General features: G+C 72.7%; 15 protein-coding genes. 10 read left to right on the top strand and 5 right to left on the bottom strand.

Annotated elements, in window-relative coordinates:
• The first annotated feature begins 158 nt into the window (after window positions 1-158).
• Window positions 159-1,181, top strand: coding sequence for a phytanoyl-CoA dioxygenase family protein (locus R3F55_25905; GenBank protein MEZ5670806.1), 1,023 nt, complete (start codon window positions 159-161; stop codon window positions 1,179-1,181).
• 8 nt (window positions 1,182-1,189) lie between these two features.
• Here the strand turns inward: R3F55_25905 and mtnK are convergent, their stop codons facing one another.
• Complete coding sequence (gene mtnK, locus R3F55_25900) at window positions 1,190-2,479, bottom strand: S-methyl-5-thioribose kinase (protein MEZ5670805.1); 1,290 nt, start codon at window positions 2,477-2,479, stop codon at window positions 1,190-1,192.
• A 226-nt stretch (window positions 2,480-2,705) separates the two neighbouring features.
• Here mtnK and R3F55_25895 point away from each other — a divergent pair, with 226 nt between their 5' ends.
• The 3 genes from R3F55_25895 (at window position 2,706) to R3F55_25885 (ending at window position 5,644) form a co-directional block, all read left to right on the top strand.
• Window positions 2,706-3,686, top strand: a complete 981-nt coding sequence (locus R3F55_25895; GenBank protein MEZ5670804.1) for a sugar ABC transporter substrate-binding protein — start codon at window positions 2,706-2,708, stop codon at window positions 3,684-3,686.
• Window positions 3,687-3,851: 165 nt separating this feature from the next.
• The gene (locus R3F55_25890) at window positions 3,852-4,868 is read left to right on the top strand and encodes an ABC transporter permease (GenBank protein MEZ5670803.1); all 1,017 of its coding nucleotides are present in this window, start codon (window positions 3,852-3,854) and stop codon (window positions 4,866-4,868) included.
• Between the two features lie 2 nt (window positions 4,869-4,870).
• The gene (locus R3F55_25885; protein MEZ5670802.1) at window positions 4,871-5,644 is read left to right on the top strand and encodes an ATP-binding cassette domain-containing protein; all 774 of its coding nucleotides are present in this window, start codon (window positions 4,871-4,873) and stop codon (window positions 5,642-5,644) included.
• Between the two features lie 123 nt (window positions 5,645-5,767).
• On the opposite strand, the gene R3F55_25880 is transcribed toward R3F55_25885, so the two are convergent.
• Entirely contained in the window at window positions 5,768-6,565 is a 798-nt protein-coding gene (locus tag R3F55_25880) for a tetratricopeptide repeat protein (GenBank protein ID MEZ5670801.1), read from the bottom strand.
• Between the two features lie 194 nt (window positions 6,566-6,759).
• On the opposite strand from R3F55_25880, the gene R3F55_25875 reads away from it, so the two are divergent.
• From R3F55_25875 to R3F55_25850, 6 genes are all read left to right on the top strand, one after another.
• Window positions 6,760-8,415, top strand: coding sequence for a hypothetical protein (locus tag R3F55_25875; GenBank protein ID MEZ5670800.1), 1,656 nt, complete (start codon window positions 6,760-6,762; stop codon window positions 8,413-8,415).
• 55 nt (window positions 8,416-8,470) lie between these two features.
• On the top strand, window positions 8,471-9,454 hold the full coding sequence (locus R3F55_25870) for an NAD(P)-dependent oxidoreductase (protein MEZ5670799.1): 984 nt from the start codon (window positions 8,471-8,473) through the stop codon (window positions 9,452-9,454).
• A 121-nt stretch (window positions 9,455-9,575) separates the two neighbouring features.
• Window positions 9,576-10,544 (top strand): hypothetical protein, encoded by a 969-nt coding sequence (locus tag R3F55_25865; protein MEZ5670798.1) that lies wholly within the window; start codon window positions 9,576-9,578, stop codon window positions 10,542-10,544.
• 5 nt (window positions 10,545-10,549) lie between these two features.
• On the top strand, window positions 10,550-11,530 hold the full coding sequence (locus R3F55_25860; protein ID MEZ5670797.1) for a hypothetical protein: 981 nt from the start codon (window positions 10,550-10,552) through the stop codon (window positions 11,528-11,530).
• Window positions 11,531-11,558: 28 nt separating this feature from the next.
• Entirely contained in the window at window positions 11,559-12,011 is a 453-nt protein-coding gene (locus R3F55_25855) for a hypothetical protein (protein ID MEZ5670796.1), read from the top strand.
• A 54-nt stretch (window positions 12,012-12,065) separates the two neighbouring features.
• On the top strand, window positions 12,066-13,337 hold the full coding sequence (locus R3F55_25850) for an adenylate/guanylate cyclase domain-containing protein (protein MEZ5670795.1): 1,272 nt from the start codon (window positions 12,066-12,068) through the stop codon (window positions 13,335-13,337).
• Between the two features lie 38 nt (window positions 13,338-13,375).
• Here R3F55_25850 and R3F55_25845 read toward each other — a convergent pair whose 3' ends face one another.
• The 3 genes from R3F55_25845 to R3F55_25835 all read right to left on the bottom strand — a co-directional run bounded on the left by R3F55_25845 (window position 13,376) and on the right by R3F55_25835 (window position 16,543).
• Window positions 13,376-14,608 carry an adenylate/guanylate cyclase domain-containing protein gene (locus R3F55_25845; protein ID MEZ5670794.1) on the bottom strand — a complete coding sequence of 411 codons (1,233 nt, stop codon included), beginning with the start codon at window positions 14,606-14,608 and terminating at the stop codon, window positions 13,376-13,378.
• A gap of 293 nt (window positions 14,609-14,901) precedes the next feature.
• Window positions 14,902-15,393, bottom strand: coding sequence for a MaoC/PaaZ C-terminal domain-containing protein (locus R3F55_25840; protein ID MEZ5670793.1), 492 nt, complete (start codon window positions 15,391-15,393; stop codon window positions 14,902-14,904).
• Window positions 15,380-16,543, bottom strand: a complete 1,164-nt coding sequence (locus tag R3F55_25835; protein ID MEZ5670792.1) for a dihydrodipicolinate synthase family protein — start codon at window positions 16,541-16,543, stop codon at window positions 15,380-15,382. Before R3F55_25835 ends, R3F55_25840 begins: the two co-directional genes overlap by 14 nt.
• Window positions 16,544-16,555 lie beyond the last annotated feature (12 nt).

The following is a 16,555-nucleotide window of genomic DNA, read 5'->3' as shown; positions in this document are numbered from 1 at the left end:
AGGGATCGGCCTCGCAGATCGGCATGTTCGAATCCTCCGTCGTTGTCGCCACAATGCCGAACGCGCAGGCAGGGCGGAAGCTGCCGCCGCCGATGGCCTGCCCGCCGGGCGCCATGCTAGTCTTCCCCTTCGCTGCCCGCAGCGGGCGAAAGGCACACATGCACCCATTCCGGGATTCCGCATCCATTGTCGGCGACGGCGCCGCGCTGCGGGCGCGGCTGGCGGCGGACGGCTATCTGTTCCTGCCGGGGCTGCTGCCGGCGGAGAAGGTGGCGGCGGTGCGCCGGCGGCTGGTCGCCATGCTGGCCGACCTGGGCTGGGTGCGGCGCGACGGCGCCGACGGCCTGGCGGCGCGCGCCGACCTTGCCGCCTTCCGCGACGATACCGACCCGGTTGCCACCGACCTGGTCTGCCGCCAGGGCGCCAGCGTCGAGGTGCAGCGGCTGCAGCATCACCCGGCGCTGACCGGCCTGTTCGCGCGGCTGTTCGACGGCCCGGTGCTGCCGCTGCCGCGCATCCTGGTGCGCAACATCTTCCCGCGGATGGAGGAGCACACCACGCCGCAGCACCAGGATTATCCGCATGTGCAGGGCAGCCGCCGGCTGTGCACCGCCTGGATCCCGATCGGCGACTGCGCCGGCGACCTGGGCGGCCTGCGGGTCGCGACCGGCAGCCACCGCAACGGCGTGCTGCCGCTGGAGCCGGCGATGGGCGCCGGCGGGATGGCGGTGCCCGGCGACTTCGCCGCCGACTGGGCCTGGAGCCCGATGCGGGCCGGCGACGTGCTGGTGTTCAACTGCCTGACGGTGCACCAGGGCATTCCCAACCGATCCGACGCCATGCGGATTTCCGTCGACCTGCGCTATCAGCCGGCCGGCGAGCCGGTGTGCGCCGACTGGCTTACCCCGTTCCGCGGCTTCATGGACTGGGACGCCTTCTATGCCGCAGCGCCGGACGCGGGCCACCGCTACTACTGGCGCGGCATGGACCTCGTCACCGTGCCGTTCGACACCGCCTACTACGACGAGCGCGACGCCAAGGCCTTCGCCATGGCCGAGGCGGGCGACCGCCGCGCGCTGTCGACCCTGCGCCGGATCGCCACCAAGGATGCCGACGCGGCCAAGCGCGCCCGGGCCGCGGCGGCGATCGCTGCGCTGGAGCCGGCGCCGGCGGAGGCCTGACCTTTCGGCTAGGGCACCGCTGCGGACGCCGGCGGCCCGCGCAGCGCCATCGCCCGTGTGCACACGGCCTCCAGCCCCAGGCCCCGCTCGGCGCCGAGGATCAGTTCGCGGGCCAGGGTAATGCAGCGCATCTCGATCGCCGCGCGGATCGCCGGATCGGCGATCGACTGCAGGTCGGCGACCTGGCCGACGTTGACGATGCGCCGGATCATCTCGACGCCGGCAAAGCCGAGTCCGTGGGCGAGGATCCGGTCGAGCAGCGCGTCGCGCGCCGCGTCGGCCGCCGGCCCGTCGTCGAGCAGCGCGGTCGGCCAGGCGTCGCCGGTCCGCGCGCCGCGCCACAGCGCGGCGAAACGGGCGCGGAAGTGCCGCCAGACGGCACAGATGGTGTCGAGCAGCCAGTCCTGCCGGGCGGCGCGTGCCGCGGCGGCTTCGTCGTAGCCGTCGCGGGCGAAATGGGCGAACAGCAGGTGGCCGACCAAATGGCCGAGGTCGTAGCCCATCGGCCCGTAGCCGGACAGTTCCAGGTCTATCACCCGGGTGTCGGTCTCGGTGACCAGGATCGAATCCGTATGCAGGTCGCCGTGGACATGCGCCTCCATCGCGGTCAGGTAACCGTGCTTCAGCCGGCAGACCGCCGCCTTCAGCGGCCCGTCGGCGCGCAGGGCGGCCGCGGTCGCATCGAGATGGGGCCGGTTCCAGGCATTGCGCGGGTGATCCATGTACGGCTCGGTGAAGGCGAGGTCTTCCATGAACCGGTACATGCCGGAATTGCCGGCGCAGGCAGCGGCACGGCGGCGCCGCTCCGCCGCCGGCAGCGCCAGGTCGGAGGTCAGGAAGGCCACGTCGGCCAGGTAGTCGCCGAGATGGCCGGCCAGCCGCGGGAACCGCCGGCCCGCCATCAGCGCCGCGCGCAGCGGCACGTGGGGCTCCAGCAGCTCCGACACCATCAGGCACAGGTCCGGATCGAAGTGCAACGGGCGCGCGATGCGGTCCGGCGCGAAGCGGAAATGGGCCTCGAGGCCGGCACGCTCGAAGACGATGCGGTCCAGCGGCATCGGCGCCGATTCGCCGAGGATGCGCATGTAGGGCAGCGACTGCTTGGCGCAGACCGCGCCGCGCGGCCCCCTGACCGCGTGCAGGCTGTTCAGGTTGCCGCCGTCCAGCGGCGTGGCGGACCAGGCCGCGGCCGGCGGGCCCAACCGTTCGGCCACCGCCGGCACGTCCGCGAGCGCGGCGACGAGGCCGGCCGGGTCCAGGCGGCGATAGCCGGGCGGGCTCGGGGCGGGGTCGGTCACTTTGCACTCCAGGCCGGGTTGCCGGTCGACCGCGACCGGGTTGCGCATGTTAGCCGCGCGGCGCCGGAGGCGGGAGTGTCGAGCCGGAAAATCGGCCGTCTTGCGCCGAAACGATTTGTTTTCGCTTTTGCATTCCGGCCGCCGTGACCCTAACGTGCGCGGGCCGGCAGGCGCACCCGCGCCCCGCGACCGGCGCAACAACCTCGGAACAAGGGGGAGGAAACCGATGTCCACCCGGACCACATGGCTTGGCGCGCTCGCCGTGGGCGCCGCCGCGGCGCTGACCGCGCCGGCGGCGCAGGCCCTGACCATCAACTACGTGATGCACTCCAGCACCTCGAACACCTTCTGGGCGGCGGTCAACCGCGGCTTCATGGAGGCCTGCGAGCAGATCGAGGCCGACTGCCAGATGCTGGTGCTGCGCAACGACGGCGACCTGCAGGAGCAGCTGACCAACTTCAACGCCTCGATCGCCCAGGGCGTCGACGGCATCATCACCACGCTGGTCGACGACACCATCTTCGACGATGCGGTGCAGGCGGCGCTGGACGCCGGCATCCCGGTGCTGGCCGCCAATGTCGACGACACCGAGGGCGCCGCCGGCAGCCCGCGGCTGTCGTTCATCGGCCAGGACCTGGAGCAGGCCGGCTACGAGCTGGCCAAGGGCCTGTCGGAGATGTTCCCGGCCGAGGGGCCGATCCACGTGGTGATCGGCGTCGCCGATTTCTCGCAGAGCTGGGCCACCCAGCGCGGCAACGGCGTCGCCCGCTTCATGGACGACTACATCGCCGCCCATCCGGAGCGCGAAGTCACCTACGAGAAGATCGAGAGCGGGCTGGACCTGTCGGTGGTCGGCAGCCGCGTCGCGGCCTATGTCCAGTCGCGGCCGGAGACGACCGCCTATTTCGACGTCGGCTACTGGCACGCCGGCGCCGCCGCCGCGCTGCGCGACCTGGGCATCGAGCCCGGCAAGGTGCTGCTGGCCGGCTTCGACCTGGTGCCGGTGGTGCTGGACGAGATGGACGCCGGCTATGTCCAGCTGACCGTCGACCAGCAGCCCTACCTGCAGGGCTTCCTGCCGGTGATGCAGCTGTACCTGATGGACAAGTACGGGCTGAGCGCATGGGACGTGAACACCGGCAAGGCGCTGATCTACCCGTCCGACGTCGCCGCGGTGCGCCAGTTCGCCGACGAGGGCGTGCGCTGAACCGAGCGCCGGAACGCCTCCGTGTCGTCATGCCCGGGCTCGACCCGGGCATCTTTCTCCGCGTGAGAGAGATCGCCGGGCCAGGCCCGGCGATGACAGCGCGGGGGTTTGCGCGGCCCGGCGGTCCGGGCACATCGACCCCCATGCATCGATGAGGCACATCGCATGAGCGCAAGCGAGGACGCTTCGGCCGCGACGGCGCCGAGCTCCGGTTTCAGGAAGACCGTCAAGCTGCTGATGTCGCGGCCGGAGCTGAGCGCCCTGGCCATGGCGATCCTGGTGGTGATCGGCTTCCAGATCTGGACCGGCGGCATCTTCATCTCGGTCGACAACATGAAGGTGGTCCTGCCGGTGCTGCCGGAGCTGGGCATCGTCGCGCTCGGCGTGGTGATCCTGATGATCGCCGGCGAGTTCGACCTGTCGGTCGGCTCGGTGTTCGCGCTGGTGCCGATGCTCGGCCACATCCTGATGACGCGCTGGGGGCTCGACCCCTATTCCGGGCTGGCGCTCAGCCTGATCGCCGGCATCGCCTGCGGCTGGGTCAACGGCATCATCACGCTGACCTTCGGCATCCCGTCGTTCATCACCACGCTCGGCATGTTCTATGTCGCGCGCAGCCTGGCGGTGGTGCTGGTCGGCGGCTTCCCGCCGCCGATGCCGTCGAACGTGCCGCTGGACCCGTTCGTCTACAATTTCGGCGCCTTCCGCGCCTCGCTGATCTGGTATGCCGGCATCGCGGTGATCCTGGCGCTGGTGCTGCACACCTCCAACTTCGGCAACTGGATCTACGCCACCGGCGGCCAGCGGCTGGCGGCGCAGGACATGGGCATCAACGTGCGCCGGGTGAAGATCATCTGCTTCATGCTGTGCTCGTTCCTGGCCGGTTTCGCCGGCACGCTGCAGACCTACCGGCTGAAGCAGCCTCTGCCCAACATCGGCACCGGGCTGGAGCTGGAGGCGATCGCCGCGGCGGTGATCGGCGGCGCGCTCTTGACCGGCGGCGTCGGCTCGATCGTCGGCGCGATCATCGGCGCCTTCCTGATCCGCGCCATCGACAACGGCCTGGTGATGTCGCGGGTCAACGGCGAGTGGTTTCGCGCCTTCCTCGGCGTGCTGCTGGTGCTGGCGGTGATCGTCAACATCGTCATCCGCCGCCGGGCCAGCGAAATGAAGGTGAAGTGAGTATGCAGACCCAGGCACAGGCGGCGGCCGCGCCGCAGGCGGGCGAGGCGCCGCTGGTCCGCGCCCGCGGGCTCGACAAGTGGTACAAGGGCGTCCACGCGCTGAAGAACGTCGACCTCGACGTCGGCTATGCCGAGGTGATCGGGCTGGTCGGCGACAACGGCGCCGGCAAGTCCACCCTGATCAAGATCCTGTCGGGCAGCCACGCGCCCGACGCCGGCGAGATCTGGTTCCAGGGCCGGAAGGTGCGGCTGACCTCGACCCGGGTGGCGATGGAGCTGGGCATCGAGACGATCTATCAGCACACCGCGATGGTGCCGCAGATGTCGATCGCCCGGAACATCTTCATCGGCCGCGAGCCGGTGAAGGCGCATGTCGGCAAGTTCGGCATCCTCGACAAGGCGAAGATGGCCGACGAGGCGATGCGCGCGCTGGAAGGGGTGGAGCTGCACCTGCGCTCGCCGAACACGCCGGTCGACGAGCTCAGCGGCGGCGAGCGCCAGGGCGTGGCGATCGCGCGGGCGATGTACTTCAAGACCAAGCTTTTGATCCTCGACGAGCCGACCAACCACCTGTCGGTGAAGGAGACCGACAAGGTGCTGCGCTTCGTCAGCGGGCTGCGCGACCAGGGCATCACCTCGATCTTCATCACCCACAACCTGCACCACGTCTATCCGATCGCCGACCGGCTGGTGGTGATGGCCCGCGGCGAGAAGATCGCCGACATGCGCCAGGCCGAGACCTCGATCGAGCACCTGACCGATCTGATCATCTGACCTGCGGCAGGCGCAGGTCGGGCCTGATCATCTGACCTGCGGCAGACGCAGGTCGGGCCTCAGAATCTGACCTGCGACAGACGCAGGTCGGGCCTGATCGTCCGACCGGCGGCAAGCCGCCGCTCACGGGCAGCCGTCGGCCATGTATTGCCGCAGCGCCGCCTCGGTGATCGGGCCGTAGTCGCCGTCGATGGCGGCGTCGTAGTAGCCGAGCTCGGCCAGGTTGCGCTGCCAGCCCTCGGCCGAGCCGGCCAGCGCCAGCGCCTGCATCAAATCCGCCATCGCCGCGTCCGGCTCGCCCAGCTTGCAGCGGGCGATGGCGCGGTTGTTGAAGGCCAGCGCCAGGCCCGCCTGCAGGGCGATGCCGCGGTCGTAGTCGGCGATGGCGCGCTCGAACTGGCTGATGTCGAGCCAGGCGTTGCCGCGATTGACATAGGCGGCGGCCTGGTCGGGCTCCAGCGCGATGGCGCGGTCGAAGTCGGCGATCGCCTCCTGGTGGCGGCCGAGCGCGCGCAGCGCCTGGCCGCGGTTGTCGTAGGCCAGCGCCACCCCCGGTTCCAGCGCGATGGCGCGGTCGTAGTCGGACAGCGCCAGGTCGAGCCGGCCGAGGCTGTGATAGGCGCGGCCGCGGCCGCGATAGCCGGCGGCGATGTCGGGCGCCAGCGCGACCACCTGCTCGAAGTCGGCCAGCGCGGCGTCGAACCGGCGCAGCAGCAGGTTGGCGTTGCCGCGGTTGCCGTAGGCCGACACCAGCTCGGCGCCGGTCCACTGGCCGCTGTCGATCACCGCGGTGCAGGCCGGCACCACCTGCGCCGCAGGGAAGTCCGGCAGGCATTGTTCCACGCCCTGGCCAAGCGCCGCGGCCGCAGGCAACGCCAGCGTTGCCACGGTCGCCGCCAGCGCACGAACTCCCAGCCGCATCGGCCGCCCTCCAAAGCCTGACCAGGCCGCAAAATAGGCCATGCCGGCGCCGCGCCGCATCGAATTCGCTCGCCGCCGCGACGCGTCGCGCGGCCGGCGCCGTGCCGATCGGACACGGCACGGTTGGCCCGGCGTGGCACAAGTGGCACAAACGCCATGTCGGAGACGGGCAGCAGGACGGACGCGAGGACGCCGTGACGCAGGACGGGCAGGACGAAGGCCAGGACTTCGACCGCGGGCTGGCGCTGGATGCGCTGGCGCGAGTGCTGGCCTCGGGCGTGATCACGCAGCCGTCGCGCGAGGCCGACATCCTGCGCTATGTGGTCAACGAGACGCTGGAGGGCCGCGGCCACAAGCTGAAGGCCTTCGCCATCGCGGTGGACGTGCTGGGCCGGTCCGCCGATTTCGACCCGTCCACCGACAGCATCGTGCGCGTCGAGGTCAATCGGCTGCGGCGCTCGCTGGCGCTCTACAAGGGCGGCGCCCGGCCCGGCGAGACCGTCATCGAGATCCCGAAGGGGCAATACCGGCCGATGCTGCACCAGATCGGCCCGGATGCGCGGACCTTGCGCCGCCAGGCGCGCCGCCGGCTGGCGATCGTCGCGGGCGCCCTGGTCGGCGCGGCCGTGGTCGCGACCGCCGCGCTGCTGTTGGTGCGCCAGCCGGAAGGCGGCGCGGCCGTCGCCGAGGGGCCGACCCCGCCGACCGCGACGGCGGAACGGCCCGCCCGCCCGCGGCTGTTTCTGGTGCCGGCGCCGGCCGGCGGCGACGCGGCCCGCGTGCGCGCGACAATGCTGAACGTGATGAGCCGCTTCGAATTCGTCGCCCTGTTCGACCGCGGCTTCGCCGACCCGGCCGACCATGCGCCGGGCGGCGGCGCCTGGCCGGAGGATTACCAGCTGTCGATCGCCGTGCGCGGCGAGGACGACGCCAGGATCGCCGCCCTGGAGGTGGTCCGCATGGCCGGCGGCGAGGTGGTTGCGGCCGAGACGGTGCCGATCGCGGCGGCGGGCGCCGGGCCGACGCCGGTCGAGCATGCGGCCGCCCGCCTGGTCAGGCTCGACGGGCTGATCCTCGGCGACTATGCCGCGCATGGCGACCTCAGCGACGGCATCCGCTGCAGCCTGCTGGCCTATGCCTATTTCGACGACCAGACCGACGAAGGCCATCGCGCCGCCCGCGACTGCGCCAGCGCCGCCATCGCCGCGGGCGACAGCAGCCCGCTGCTCTACCACGTGATCGCGATGATGGACCGCGAGGAATATACCGACCAGCGCAACCTGCAGCCGGGCAACCCGCTGGACCGCGCGCTGGCGGCCGCGGTCGAGGGCACGCGGCTGGCGCCGTCCTACGCCCGGGGCTACTACCTGCAGTCCGGCATCTACAGCCTGCTCGGCGACGAGGGCGCCATGCTGCGGCTGGGCCGGCAGGCGGTGAACCTCAACCCCTACGACTTCGATATCGTCGGCGGCTTCGCCTCGCGGCTGAACTATGCCGGCCTCCATCGGGAGGCGCTGGACCTGCTGGTCCGGTCGGAAGCGCTGAGCCCGGTTGCCGGCCCCTGGCGCGACTACGCGTTCTTCCTGGCCTATCTCGGCCTGGGCGACATGCAGGAGGCCGCGCGCCGCACCGCGCCGCTGGCCGGCCTGCAGAACCCGCTGTACATCGCCGCCCGCGCCATCGCCGCCGGCATCGCCGGCGACCGCGACGCTGCCGCCGCCCTGCTCGCCGAGCTCGAGGCGGCCGAGCCCGGCACGGCGCAGGACCCCGCCGCGATGTTCCAGCGCCGCAACTACCACCCGGACCTGACCGCCCGCCTGGTCGAAGGCCTGCGCGCGGCCGGGATCTGACGGCGCGTGGCCGGGCCGCGACCGTGGAAACGTGCGACCGGCACGGGAGCGGGCGATGACGATTCTGGTCACCGGCAGTGCCGGGCATCTGGGCGAGGGGGTGATGCGGGTGCTGCGCGCCGGCGGGCGGGCGGCGCGCGGGCTCGACGTCAGGGCGTCGGCCTTCACCGACCGGGTCGGTTCGATCGCCGACCGCGGCTTCGTCGCCGCCTGCATGGACGGCGTTTCCGCGGTGATCCACGCGGCGACGCTGCACAAGCCGCATGTGGCGACCCATGCGATGCAGGATTTCGTGGATGTCAACATTTCGGGCACGCTGGCGCTGCTGGAGGCGGCGGTGGCGGCGCAGGTCGGCGCCTTCGTCTTCACCAGCACCACCAGTGCCTTCGGCGCCGCGCTGACGCCGGCGCCCGGCGCGCCGGCGGCGTGGATCGACGAGGCGGTGGCGCCGGTGCCGCGCAACATCTACGGCGTCACCAAGACCGCGGCGGAGAGCCTGTGCGAGCTGTTCGCCCGCCGCCACGGCCTGCCAGTGGTGGTGCTGCGCACCGCGCGCTTCTTCCCGGAGGCGGACGACGACCCCGACGTGCGCGCCCGCTATGGCCGCGACAACGCCCAGGCCAACGAACTGCTGTATCGCCGCGCCGACCTGGCCGACGTGGTCGACGCCCACCTGCTGGCGGTCGCGCAGGCGCCGCGGCTGGGCTTCGCCCGCTTCATCGTCTCGGCGCCGACGCCGTTCGGCCGCGCCGACCTGGCCGCCCTGCGCGCCGACGCGCCGGCGGTGGTCGAGCGGCTGTTCCCAGGCTGCGCCGCGCTCTATGCCCGGCACGGCTGGCGCCTGTTCCCATCGATCGACCGGGTCTACGACAGCGGCCGCGCGGTCGCCGCACTGGGCTGGCGGCCGCGATACGATTTCGGCGCCATGCTGGCCTGCCTGCGCGACGGCCGCGACTTCCGCAGCCCGCTGGCGCTGGCGGTCGGCGCCAAGGGCTATCACGACCGGGCATTCGCCGACGGGCCCTATCCGGTCGATTAGCGCGACGCGGCGCGGCACGGCGCGGGCGTCGCGGCGGCGGTCCGATTTCTGCCATAGTGGCGTGCTTGGTTTCCGTCGTCGCCGGACCCGCCCGCCCGCTCACAGCGAAGGACATGGCCCCATGCCGATTCGACCCCGACCCGCGCTTCAGGCTGCCGTCGCCGGCGCCGCCCTGCTGATTCTCGCCGGCACGGCTTCGGCGCAGCAGGCCCGCTGGGCGGCCCATCCCGGCGAGCGCGGCGCATGCGGCGACGAATGCAGCACCCCGGCCACCGCCTGGGTGTTCGAGCCGGGCGGCAACTTCGCCTTCGGCGTGCAGTGCGGCGGCACCCTGGTGCTGGGCGGCCCGGCGATGCAGCAGCCGACGCCGGCCTTCGACCATGTCGACATGGTGATCGACGGCCGCTCGTTCGGCCGCTTCGCGGTCGCCAACGGCCTCAACGACGTCTACGTCTCGCCGACCGGCGCCGGCCAGGACTGGGCGGCGCTGGGCCCGGCGCTGATGGCCGGCAACACCGTGCAGCTGTGGATGACGCAAAGCGCGCTGCTGGAGTTCAGCCTGGCCGGCTCGCGCGCCGCGCTGGGCGAGCTCGACCGGCTCTGCGCCGCGGAGACGACGGCGGCGACCGCCGCGTCGCCCTCCGCCACCGCGGGCGACTGGCCGACCGCCCCGGCGTTCGCGCCGGGCATGACGCTGGCGCAGGGCGCCGTCGTCGGCGGACTGGCCGACAGCGGCAACGGCGGCTGGCTGGGCAACCGCGCCGCCGACGGCGCCGAGCTGTGGGCGCTGGTGTTCGAGTCCGGCGGCGACGGCGCCTATGTGGTGGTCACGCCCGACAGCTACACCGCGGACGGCAGCGTCGCCACCTGGCGGGTCGAGACCAGCCTGCAGCCGCCGGCCGACCGCCAGCCGCCGGCCCGGCTGGCCTGGGGCCCGTGCCGCGTGCTCGACGACGCCCAGTCGTTCGCCTTCGCCCGCTGGGACGGCGGGCCGGCGCCGGCGCAGGCCTGGGCGTTCGACCCGGCCAGCGCCAGCTTCCGGCCGCTGGCGGCCGGCGCCTTCGTCTGCGAGGACTTCGGGCCGGAGTAGGCGGCGTGACCGCGGCGCTGCGGCGACGGCGCGGCGGCTGGCCGCGCGCCGCACGTGCCGCCGTCGCGTTCGCGGCGGGCGCGGCGACCCCGGCTGCGGCAACCGAAAGCTGGACCGTGCTCGGCTCGGGCTGGGCCGACTGCGGCGGCCCCTGCTTCGTGCCGCCGACGGCCTGGACCTACGACCCGGAGTCGGGCGACGGACTGGGCATAAGATGCGACGGCCTGCTGGTGATCGAAACGGCGCGGACGGTGGCGCAGGGCGACCCGGCCTCGCTGGCCGTCGACGGCCGGCCGCTCGGCCGGCAGGTGCTGCTGACCGACCGGACGCCGCTCGAAGTGCTGCCGGCGCACGGCACGCCGGCGGCGGCCTGGGCTGCGCTGCGCCCGGCGCTGGCAGCCGGCGAGCGGCTGTCGCTGACCGGCGCCGACGACGCGGCTTGGATCTTTCCGCTCGGCGGCGCCGCGGCCGCGCTGGACGCGCTCGACCTCCAGTGCGCGGCCGATCTCGCCCTCTACAACCGCAGCGGCGCCGACGGCTCCGCCCGGGTTCCGACCGCGATCGCCTTCCCGCCCGGCACGATCTTCGCCGACGGCGCCGCGGTCGACGGCTGGCGCCAGACCGGGATCCACCGCTGGCTCGGCGCGCGGCCGGCGGACGGCGCCGAGCTGTGGCTGCTGACGATGGCCAACGCGATGGACGACGGCCTTTACGTGGTCGCCGCCGCTGCCGAAGCCGGCACCGGCGGCTGGCCGGCCGCCTGGCAGGTGGCGACCAGCCTGCACCCGCCGTTGGCCAGCCTGACCTTCCGTGCGCCGCTGACCCAGGACGAATGCGCACTGACCGCCGACCCCGCCACCCCGGCATTCGCCCGCTGGGACGGCCGGCGGCCGCCGGACGCGGCCTGGACGTTCGACATGGCGTCGACGGCCTTCGTGCCGCTGGCGCCGGGCGCCTTCGTCTGCACAGATCGCATCGATCATTGACCGCCGCCGCCAACAGGGAGAGCACCGGATGACAAGATTGCCAGCGACCGTCGCCGCGGCCGGATTGGCCGCCGCGCTGTTGACCGCCGCCGCGCCGCAGCAGCTCGACGGCTGGGAAGGCCGCAGCTGGCAGGCCTACAGCAGCATCGCGATGGCGATCACCGGCGACATCACCACCACGCCAACCGCGATCGTGTTCGGCAACGGCGCCAGCCTGGCGGTGCAGGCGGTGCAGCAGGGCGTGCCGGGTCTGTGGGGTTTCGAAAGCGCGCCCGGGCCGGCCACCGTGCTGCAGGTCGTGCCGCCGGCGAACCCGGTGCTGCTGGAGGGCAACACCCTGTGCGGGATGCAGCCGACCTACATCACCCTGGCAGTGGTGGCGGACGGCAGCCTGGCGATGACCGTCTACGGCGGCAGCGCGGTGCCGACCAGCAGCCAGAGCGACGACGTCTGCGCGATCTACTACTACGGCCCGATGTAGCCGCCGGCAAAGCCGCGCTGCCGCCGCCGCCGCCGTCCATGCTACTGTGCCGGCATGGAAGCGGAGGCGGGAACAGCGCAGGCCGGCAGCGCGCCGCTCGACCTGGGCGGGCTGGCGCTGTGGCTGGTGGAGCGCGGCATGCGCGGCCTGCCGATCGGCGAGCAGCTGGCCGGCTATTGCGAGCGGGTGCGCGACGCCGGGTTCCCGATGTGCCGCGCGCAGATCGGCATGAACGCGCTGCATCCGCGCTATGGCGCCCACACCTTCATCTGGCGGCCGGGCAGTCGGGCGGTCGACTATGTGCCGCGCGAGCGCAGCATCGAGAACCGCCAGGTCTATCTGCGCAGCCCGATCCACCACATGCGCAGCGGCGCCATCCTGGCGCGGCGCTGGCGGCTCGACGACGCCGCGGCCGACGCCTTTCCGCTGTTCGCCGAGCTGCGCGCCGAGGGCCTGACCGAATATGCCGCCCGGCTCGTGCCATTCGATCCCGACGCGGCGGCGCGGGACCTGCGCGCCTTCGATGCCGCCGGCGGGACCGCGCCGTCGCTGGACGGCATCTTCTTCTCCTGCGCCACCGACCGTGCCGACGGCTTCGACGACGGCCAGCTGGCGCAGGTGGTCGACACGCTGCCGTTCCTGGCGCTGGCGATCAAGGCGCGGCTGACCTACGACGTGGCGCACACGGTGGTGCAGACCTATCTCGGCCGCGATGCCGGCGAGCGGGTGCTGACCGGTGCGATCGAGCGCGGCTCGGCCGAGACCATCCGCGCGGTGCTGTGGTTCTCCGACCTGCGCGGCTTCACCCGGCTGACCGACCGGCTGCCGCGCGACGCGCTGATCGAAACGCTGGACGACTATCTGGAGGCGATGGCGCGCCCGGTGCACGACAACGGCGGCCAGATCCTGAAGTTCCTCGGCGACGGCCTGCTCGCCGTGTTCGACCTGACCGGACGCGACAGCGCCGCGGTATGCCGCGAGGCCCTGAACGCGGCCGCGGCGCTGCGCACGGACTTCCCCGGGTTCAATGCGGCGCGGGCCGAAGCGGGCAAGCCGGTGATGGACTTCGGCCTGGCGCTGCACCTGGGCGATGTGCTGTACGGCAACATCGGCGCGGTCGGCCGGCTCGACTTCACCGTGGTCGGCCCGGCGGTCAACGAGGCCAGCCGGATCCAGGCGCTGTGCCGGCCGATGGAGCGCAACGTGCTGATTTCCAGCTCCTTCCGCGACTCGTTGGGCGCTGCCGGCGGCCTGCAGTCGCTGGGCTTCCACCCGCTGCGCGGCGTCGCCGAGCCGCAGGAACTGTTCACGCTGCCGGACGGCTGACCTGTCGGCCCGCCATGCGGCGACGCGCCTGGCCGGCTTCAGCCGTTCGGCACGAGGACGCGCGTCGCGCCGGCGACGCCCTTCAGCGGGTGCGCACCGGCGTCGCGCATGGTGCCGGCCGGCAGCCAGCGGGCGCAGTCCGCCGACACCAGCAGCGGCGCCGCCAGCGTGCCGCACAGGCCGGCGATGCGGGCGGCGACGTTCACGTCGCGGCCGATCACCGTGTAGTCCTGACGCTCGCCGGAACCGACATTGCCATAGGCCGCCTCGCCGAAGTGCAGCCCCAGGCCGATCTCGAACGCGGCCGGCGCGGTGCCGGCGGCGTTGAGCGCGGCGACGCGGTCGAGCGCCGCCTGCGCCGCGGCCAGTGCCCGGCCCGCCGCGGCGGCCTCCTCGTCCGGCCGGGCGTGGAACACGGCGAGCAGGCCGTCGGCGATGAATTTCAGGATCTCGCCGCCGCGTGCCTCGACCGGGGCGACGACGCAGTCGTAATAGGCGTTGAGCAGGTCGACCGTCTGCTGGGCGGTCAGCCGCATCGAGGTCTCGGTGAAGCGGCGCATGTCGGCGAACATGATCACGGCGCGCAGCGGCATGATCGCGCCGCGGCGCACGTCGCCGGCCAGCACCCGCTTGGCCGGTTCGGCGCCGAGATAGATGCGGGCGACCTCGGCCAGCACGCGGCGGGTGACCAGCAGCTCCATCAGCCCGGCCAGCGCCGGCATGGTGAAGCGCAGGATGGCGAGGTCGTCGTCGTCGAAGCCGCCCGGGTTGCGGGTGGCGAAGGAAAAGCCGTTGCGCATGCCGCCGGCACCCGGTGCCGGGATCGCCAGATAGTCGGTGAAGCCGCCGGCCTTCAGCTCCGGCACCACCCGGAACGCGCCGTCGGCGACGCGCGCCAGGTCCAGCCGCACCCACCGACCGGTGTCGTGCGCGTGGCGGAACGGGCTGTCGTGATAGGAGGACATGCCGGCGCTGCCGTGCGGAAAGAAGAACTCGGTCGGCGCCCGGCCCGGTTCCCAGATCCGGCCGACGGCGGCACGCTCGGAATGGCGCACCTCGACCGCGGTCATCATCCGATCGAGGTGCAGCCCGCAGTCGAGGAAGCGCGTGCCGACGCCGGAGACGATGGCCGGCGTATCGGGAATGCCGCGCGCGCTGTCCAGGATCCAGTGGCGGAAGCCGAACAGCGCGGCCAGCCGCGACCGCGGCAGGTCGAGCACCGCGAGCTCGTCCCGCGGCGGCTCGAGGATTGTGACTCCGGGCGCGATCAACGCGAGGGCGGCCTTCGATCAGTGGACCCGGCGCGATGCTTCCACCGCCGGACCCGCGTGGCAAGCGCCGACCCGATGGCAGTGGCGCCGTGCGTCCTTCGAGACGGCGTCCTGCGGACGCCTCCTCAGGATGAGGACCGTCGGTGCGTGGCAGCCGGCGCGCGCGGGTGCGACCGAGCTTTTGCCGCGGGAGCGAACCCGAGGACTGCAGCCACACGGACGGTCCTCATCCTGAGGAGCCGCCCATCGGGCGGCGTCGCGAAGGACGCGCTACGCCGGCCGCGGGCGGCAGCTCAGGCCGGGCGGCGGCGGATCAGCAGGCGGGTGAAGCCGTCCTGGGCGACGGTGTCGCCGTTGGCGACCAGCCGCATGTCGAGCCGCACGAAGGCGCGTTCCGGCTTCGAGGTCGCCTTCAGCTCGCCGATGCGGACGCGGCCCTCGATGCGGTCGCCGGCGCACAGCGGCGCCTTGAAGTCCCAATTCCAGCCGAGCGAGGCGATGGCCGGGATGCGCACGTCGGACCGGTTCTTCAGTCCGTCGAGCAGCGACAGGCCGAGCAGGCCGTGCGCGACCCGGGCCGGAAAGCCGAGGTCGCGGGCGAAGGCGTCGTCCATGTGCAGGTCGAAGAAGTCGCCGGACAGGCCGGCGAAGCCGACGATGTGGGCGTCGGTCAGCGTCAGCGCGCCGGTGGCCCAGTGGTCGCCGACCGCCAGCTCCTCGAAATAGTAGGTGCCGGGGCCGAGCGCGCGGCCGGGCCCGGGCCAGTCGTCGTCAGTCGATGCCATGCAGTGTCATCAAGGTTGCCATGCGCCGGGCGGCGCGGTCGGGGTCGGTCAGGATGCGCGCGGTGTCGGCAAGGCGGAACACGTCGGCATAGTGCTGCGCCGTGCGTGCCGACTGCATGCCGCCGACCATGACGAAATGGTCCTGCAGGCCGTTCAGCCAGGCGACCAGCACCACCCCGGCCTTGTAATACTGGGTCGGCGCCTCGAACACCTTGCGCGACAGCGGCACGGTCGGATCGAGGATCGCGCGGTATGCGGCGATGTCGCCGGCGGCAAGGCGCGTCATCGCGGCCGACGCAGCCTGGGCGATGGTGTCGAAGATGCCGAGCAGCGCATGGGAATGGCCGTGCTCGTCGCCGGCGATCAGCTCCGCATAGTTGAAGTCGTCGCCGGTGTACATCTTCACGCCCGCCGGCAGCCGGCGCCGCATCGCGATCTCGTGGCGCGCCTCCAGCAGCGAGACCTTGATGCCCTCGACCTTGCCGGTGTGGCCTTCGATCAGCCGCAGGCAGGTCGCCATCGCCGCGTCGACGTCGTCGCTGCCCCAATAGCCGGCCAGCGCGGGATCGAACATCGCGCCCAGCCAGTGCAGGATCACCGGCTCGCGCGCCTGCTCCAGGATGCGGCCATAGACCTGCAGATAGTCGTCCGGCCCCCTGGCACAGGCGGCGAGCGCGCGGCTGGCCATCAGGATGATGCGCCCGCCGGCCTGCTCCACCGCGGCGACCTGCTGCTCGTAGGCCGCGGTCACGTCGGCCAGCGACAGGACGGGCGACGGGTCCAGGTGGTCGGTGCCGGCGCCGCAGGCCAGATCGGCGCCGGGGATCGTCCGCGCCTCGGCCACCGAGCGCCGGATCAGCTCCAGCGCCGTCGGCCAGTCGAAGCCCATGCCGCGCTGCGACGTGTCCATCGCCTCGGCCACCTTGAGCCCGAGGCCCCACAGGTGGCGGCGGAAAGCCATGGTGGTGTCCCAGTCGACCGCCGCCGCCTGCCAGGGCGGCGCCGCGCTGCGCGGGTCGGCGACCACATGCGCCGCGGCATAGACGGTGCGCGGGAAGGCGCCGGCGGCGGTCGCCGGATAGGGGCTGGCCGGCCCCGGCCGGTAATCCTCGACCCCGCCGCCCGCGGTCGGCAACCTTACGACGGTCATCGCATCCGCCCT

It is taken from the genome of Alphaproteobacteria bacterium, from assembly GCA_041396705.1.
In the GTDB taxonomy this organism is placed as follows: Bacteria; Pseudomonadota; Alphaproteobacteria; order CALKHQ01; family CALKHQ01; genus CALKHQ01.
The sequence above is the reverse complement of the archived record's forward strand: the minus strand, read 5'-3'. Positions and strand labels throughout refer to the sequence as shown.

Coding starts and splice junctions, on each gene's coding strand:
- R3F55_25850 (MEZ5670795.1), top strand. CDS start 12,066: ATGGAAGCGGAGGCGGGAACAGCGCAGGCCGGCAGCGCGCCGCTCGAC.
- R3F55_25870 (MEZ5670799.1), top strand. CDS start 8,471: ATGACGATTCTGGTCACCGGCAGTGCCGGGCATCTGGGCGAGGGGGTG.
- R3F55_25880 (MEZ5670801.1), bottom strand. CDS start 6,565: ATGCGGCTGGGAGTTCGTGCGCTGGCGGCGACCGTGGCAACGCTGGCG.
- R3F55_25840 (MEZ5670793.1), bottom strand. CDS start 15,393: ATGGCATCGACTGACGACGACTGGCCCGGGCCCGGCCGCGCGCTCGGC.
- R3F55_25890 (MEZ5670803.1), top strand. CDS start 3,852: ATGAGCGCAAGCGAGGACGCTTCGGCCGCGACGGCGCCGAGCTCCGGT.
- R3F55_25855 (MEZ5670796.1), top strand. CDS start 11,559: ATGACAAGATTGCCAGCGACCGTCGCCGCGGCCGGATTGGCCGCCGCG.
- R3F55_25865 (MEZ5670798.1), top strand. CDS start 9,576: ATGCCGATTCGACCCCGACCCGCGCTTCAGGCTGCCGTCGCCGGCGCC.
- R3F55_25905 (MEZ5670806.1), top strand. CDS start 159: ATGCACCCATTCCGGGATTCCGCATCCATTGTCGGCGACGGCGCCGCG.
- R3F55_25895 (MEZ5670804.1), top strand. CDS start 2,706: ATGTCCACCCGGACCACATGGCTTGGCGCGCTCGCCGTGGGCGCCGCC.
- R3F55_25835 (MEZ5670792.1), bottom strand. CDS start 16,543: ATGACCGTCGTAAGGTTGCCGACCGCGGGCGGCGGGGTCGAGGATTAC.
- R3F55_25885 (MEZ5670802.1), top strand. CDS start 4,871: ATGCAGACCCAGGCACAGGCGGCGGCCGCGCCGCAGGCGGGCGAGGCG.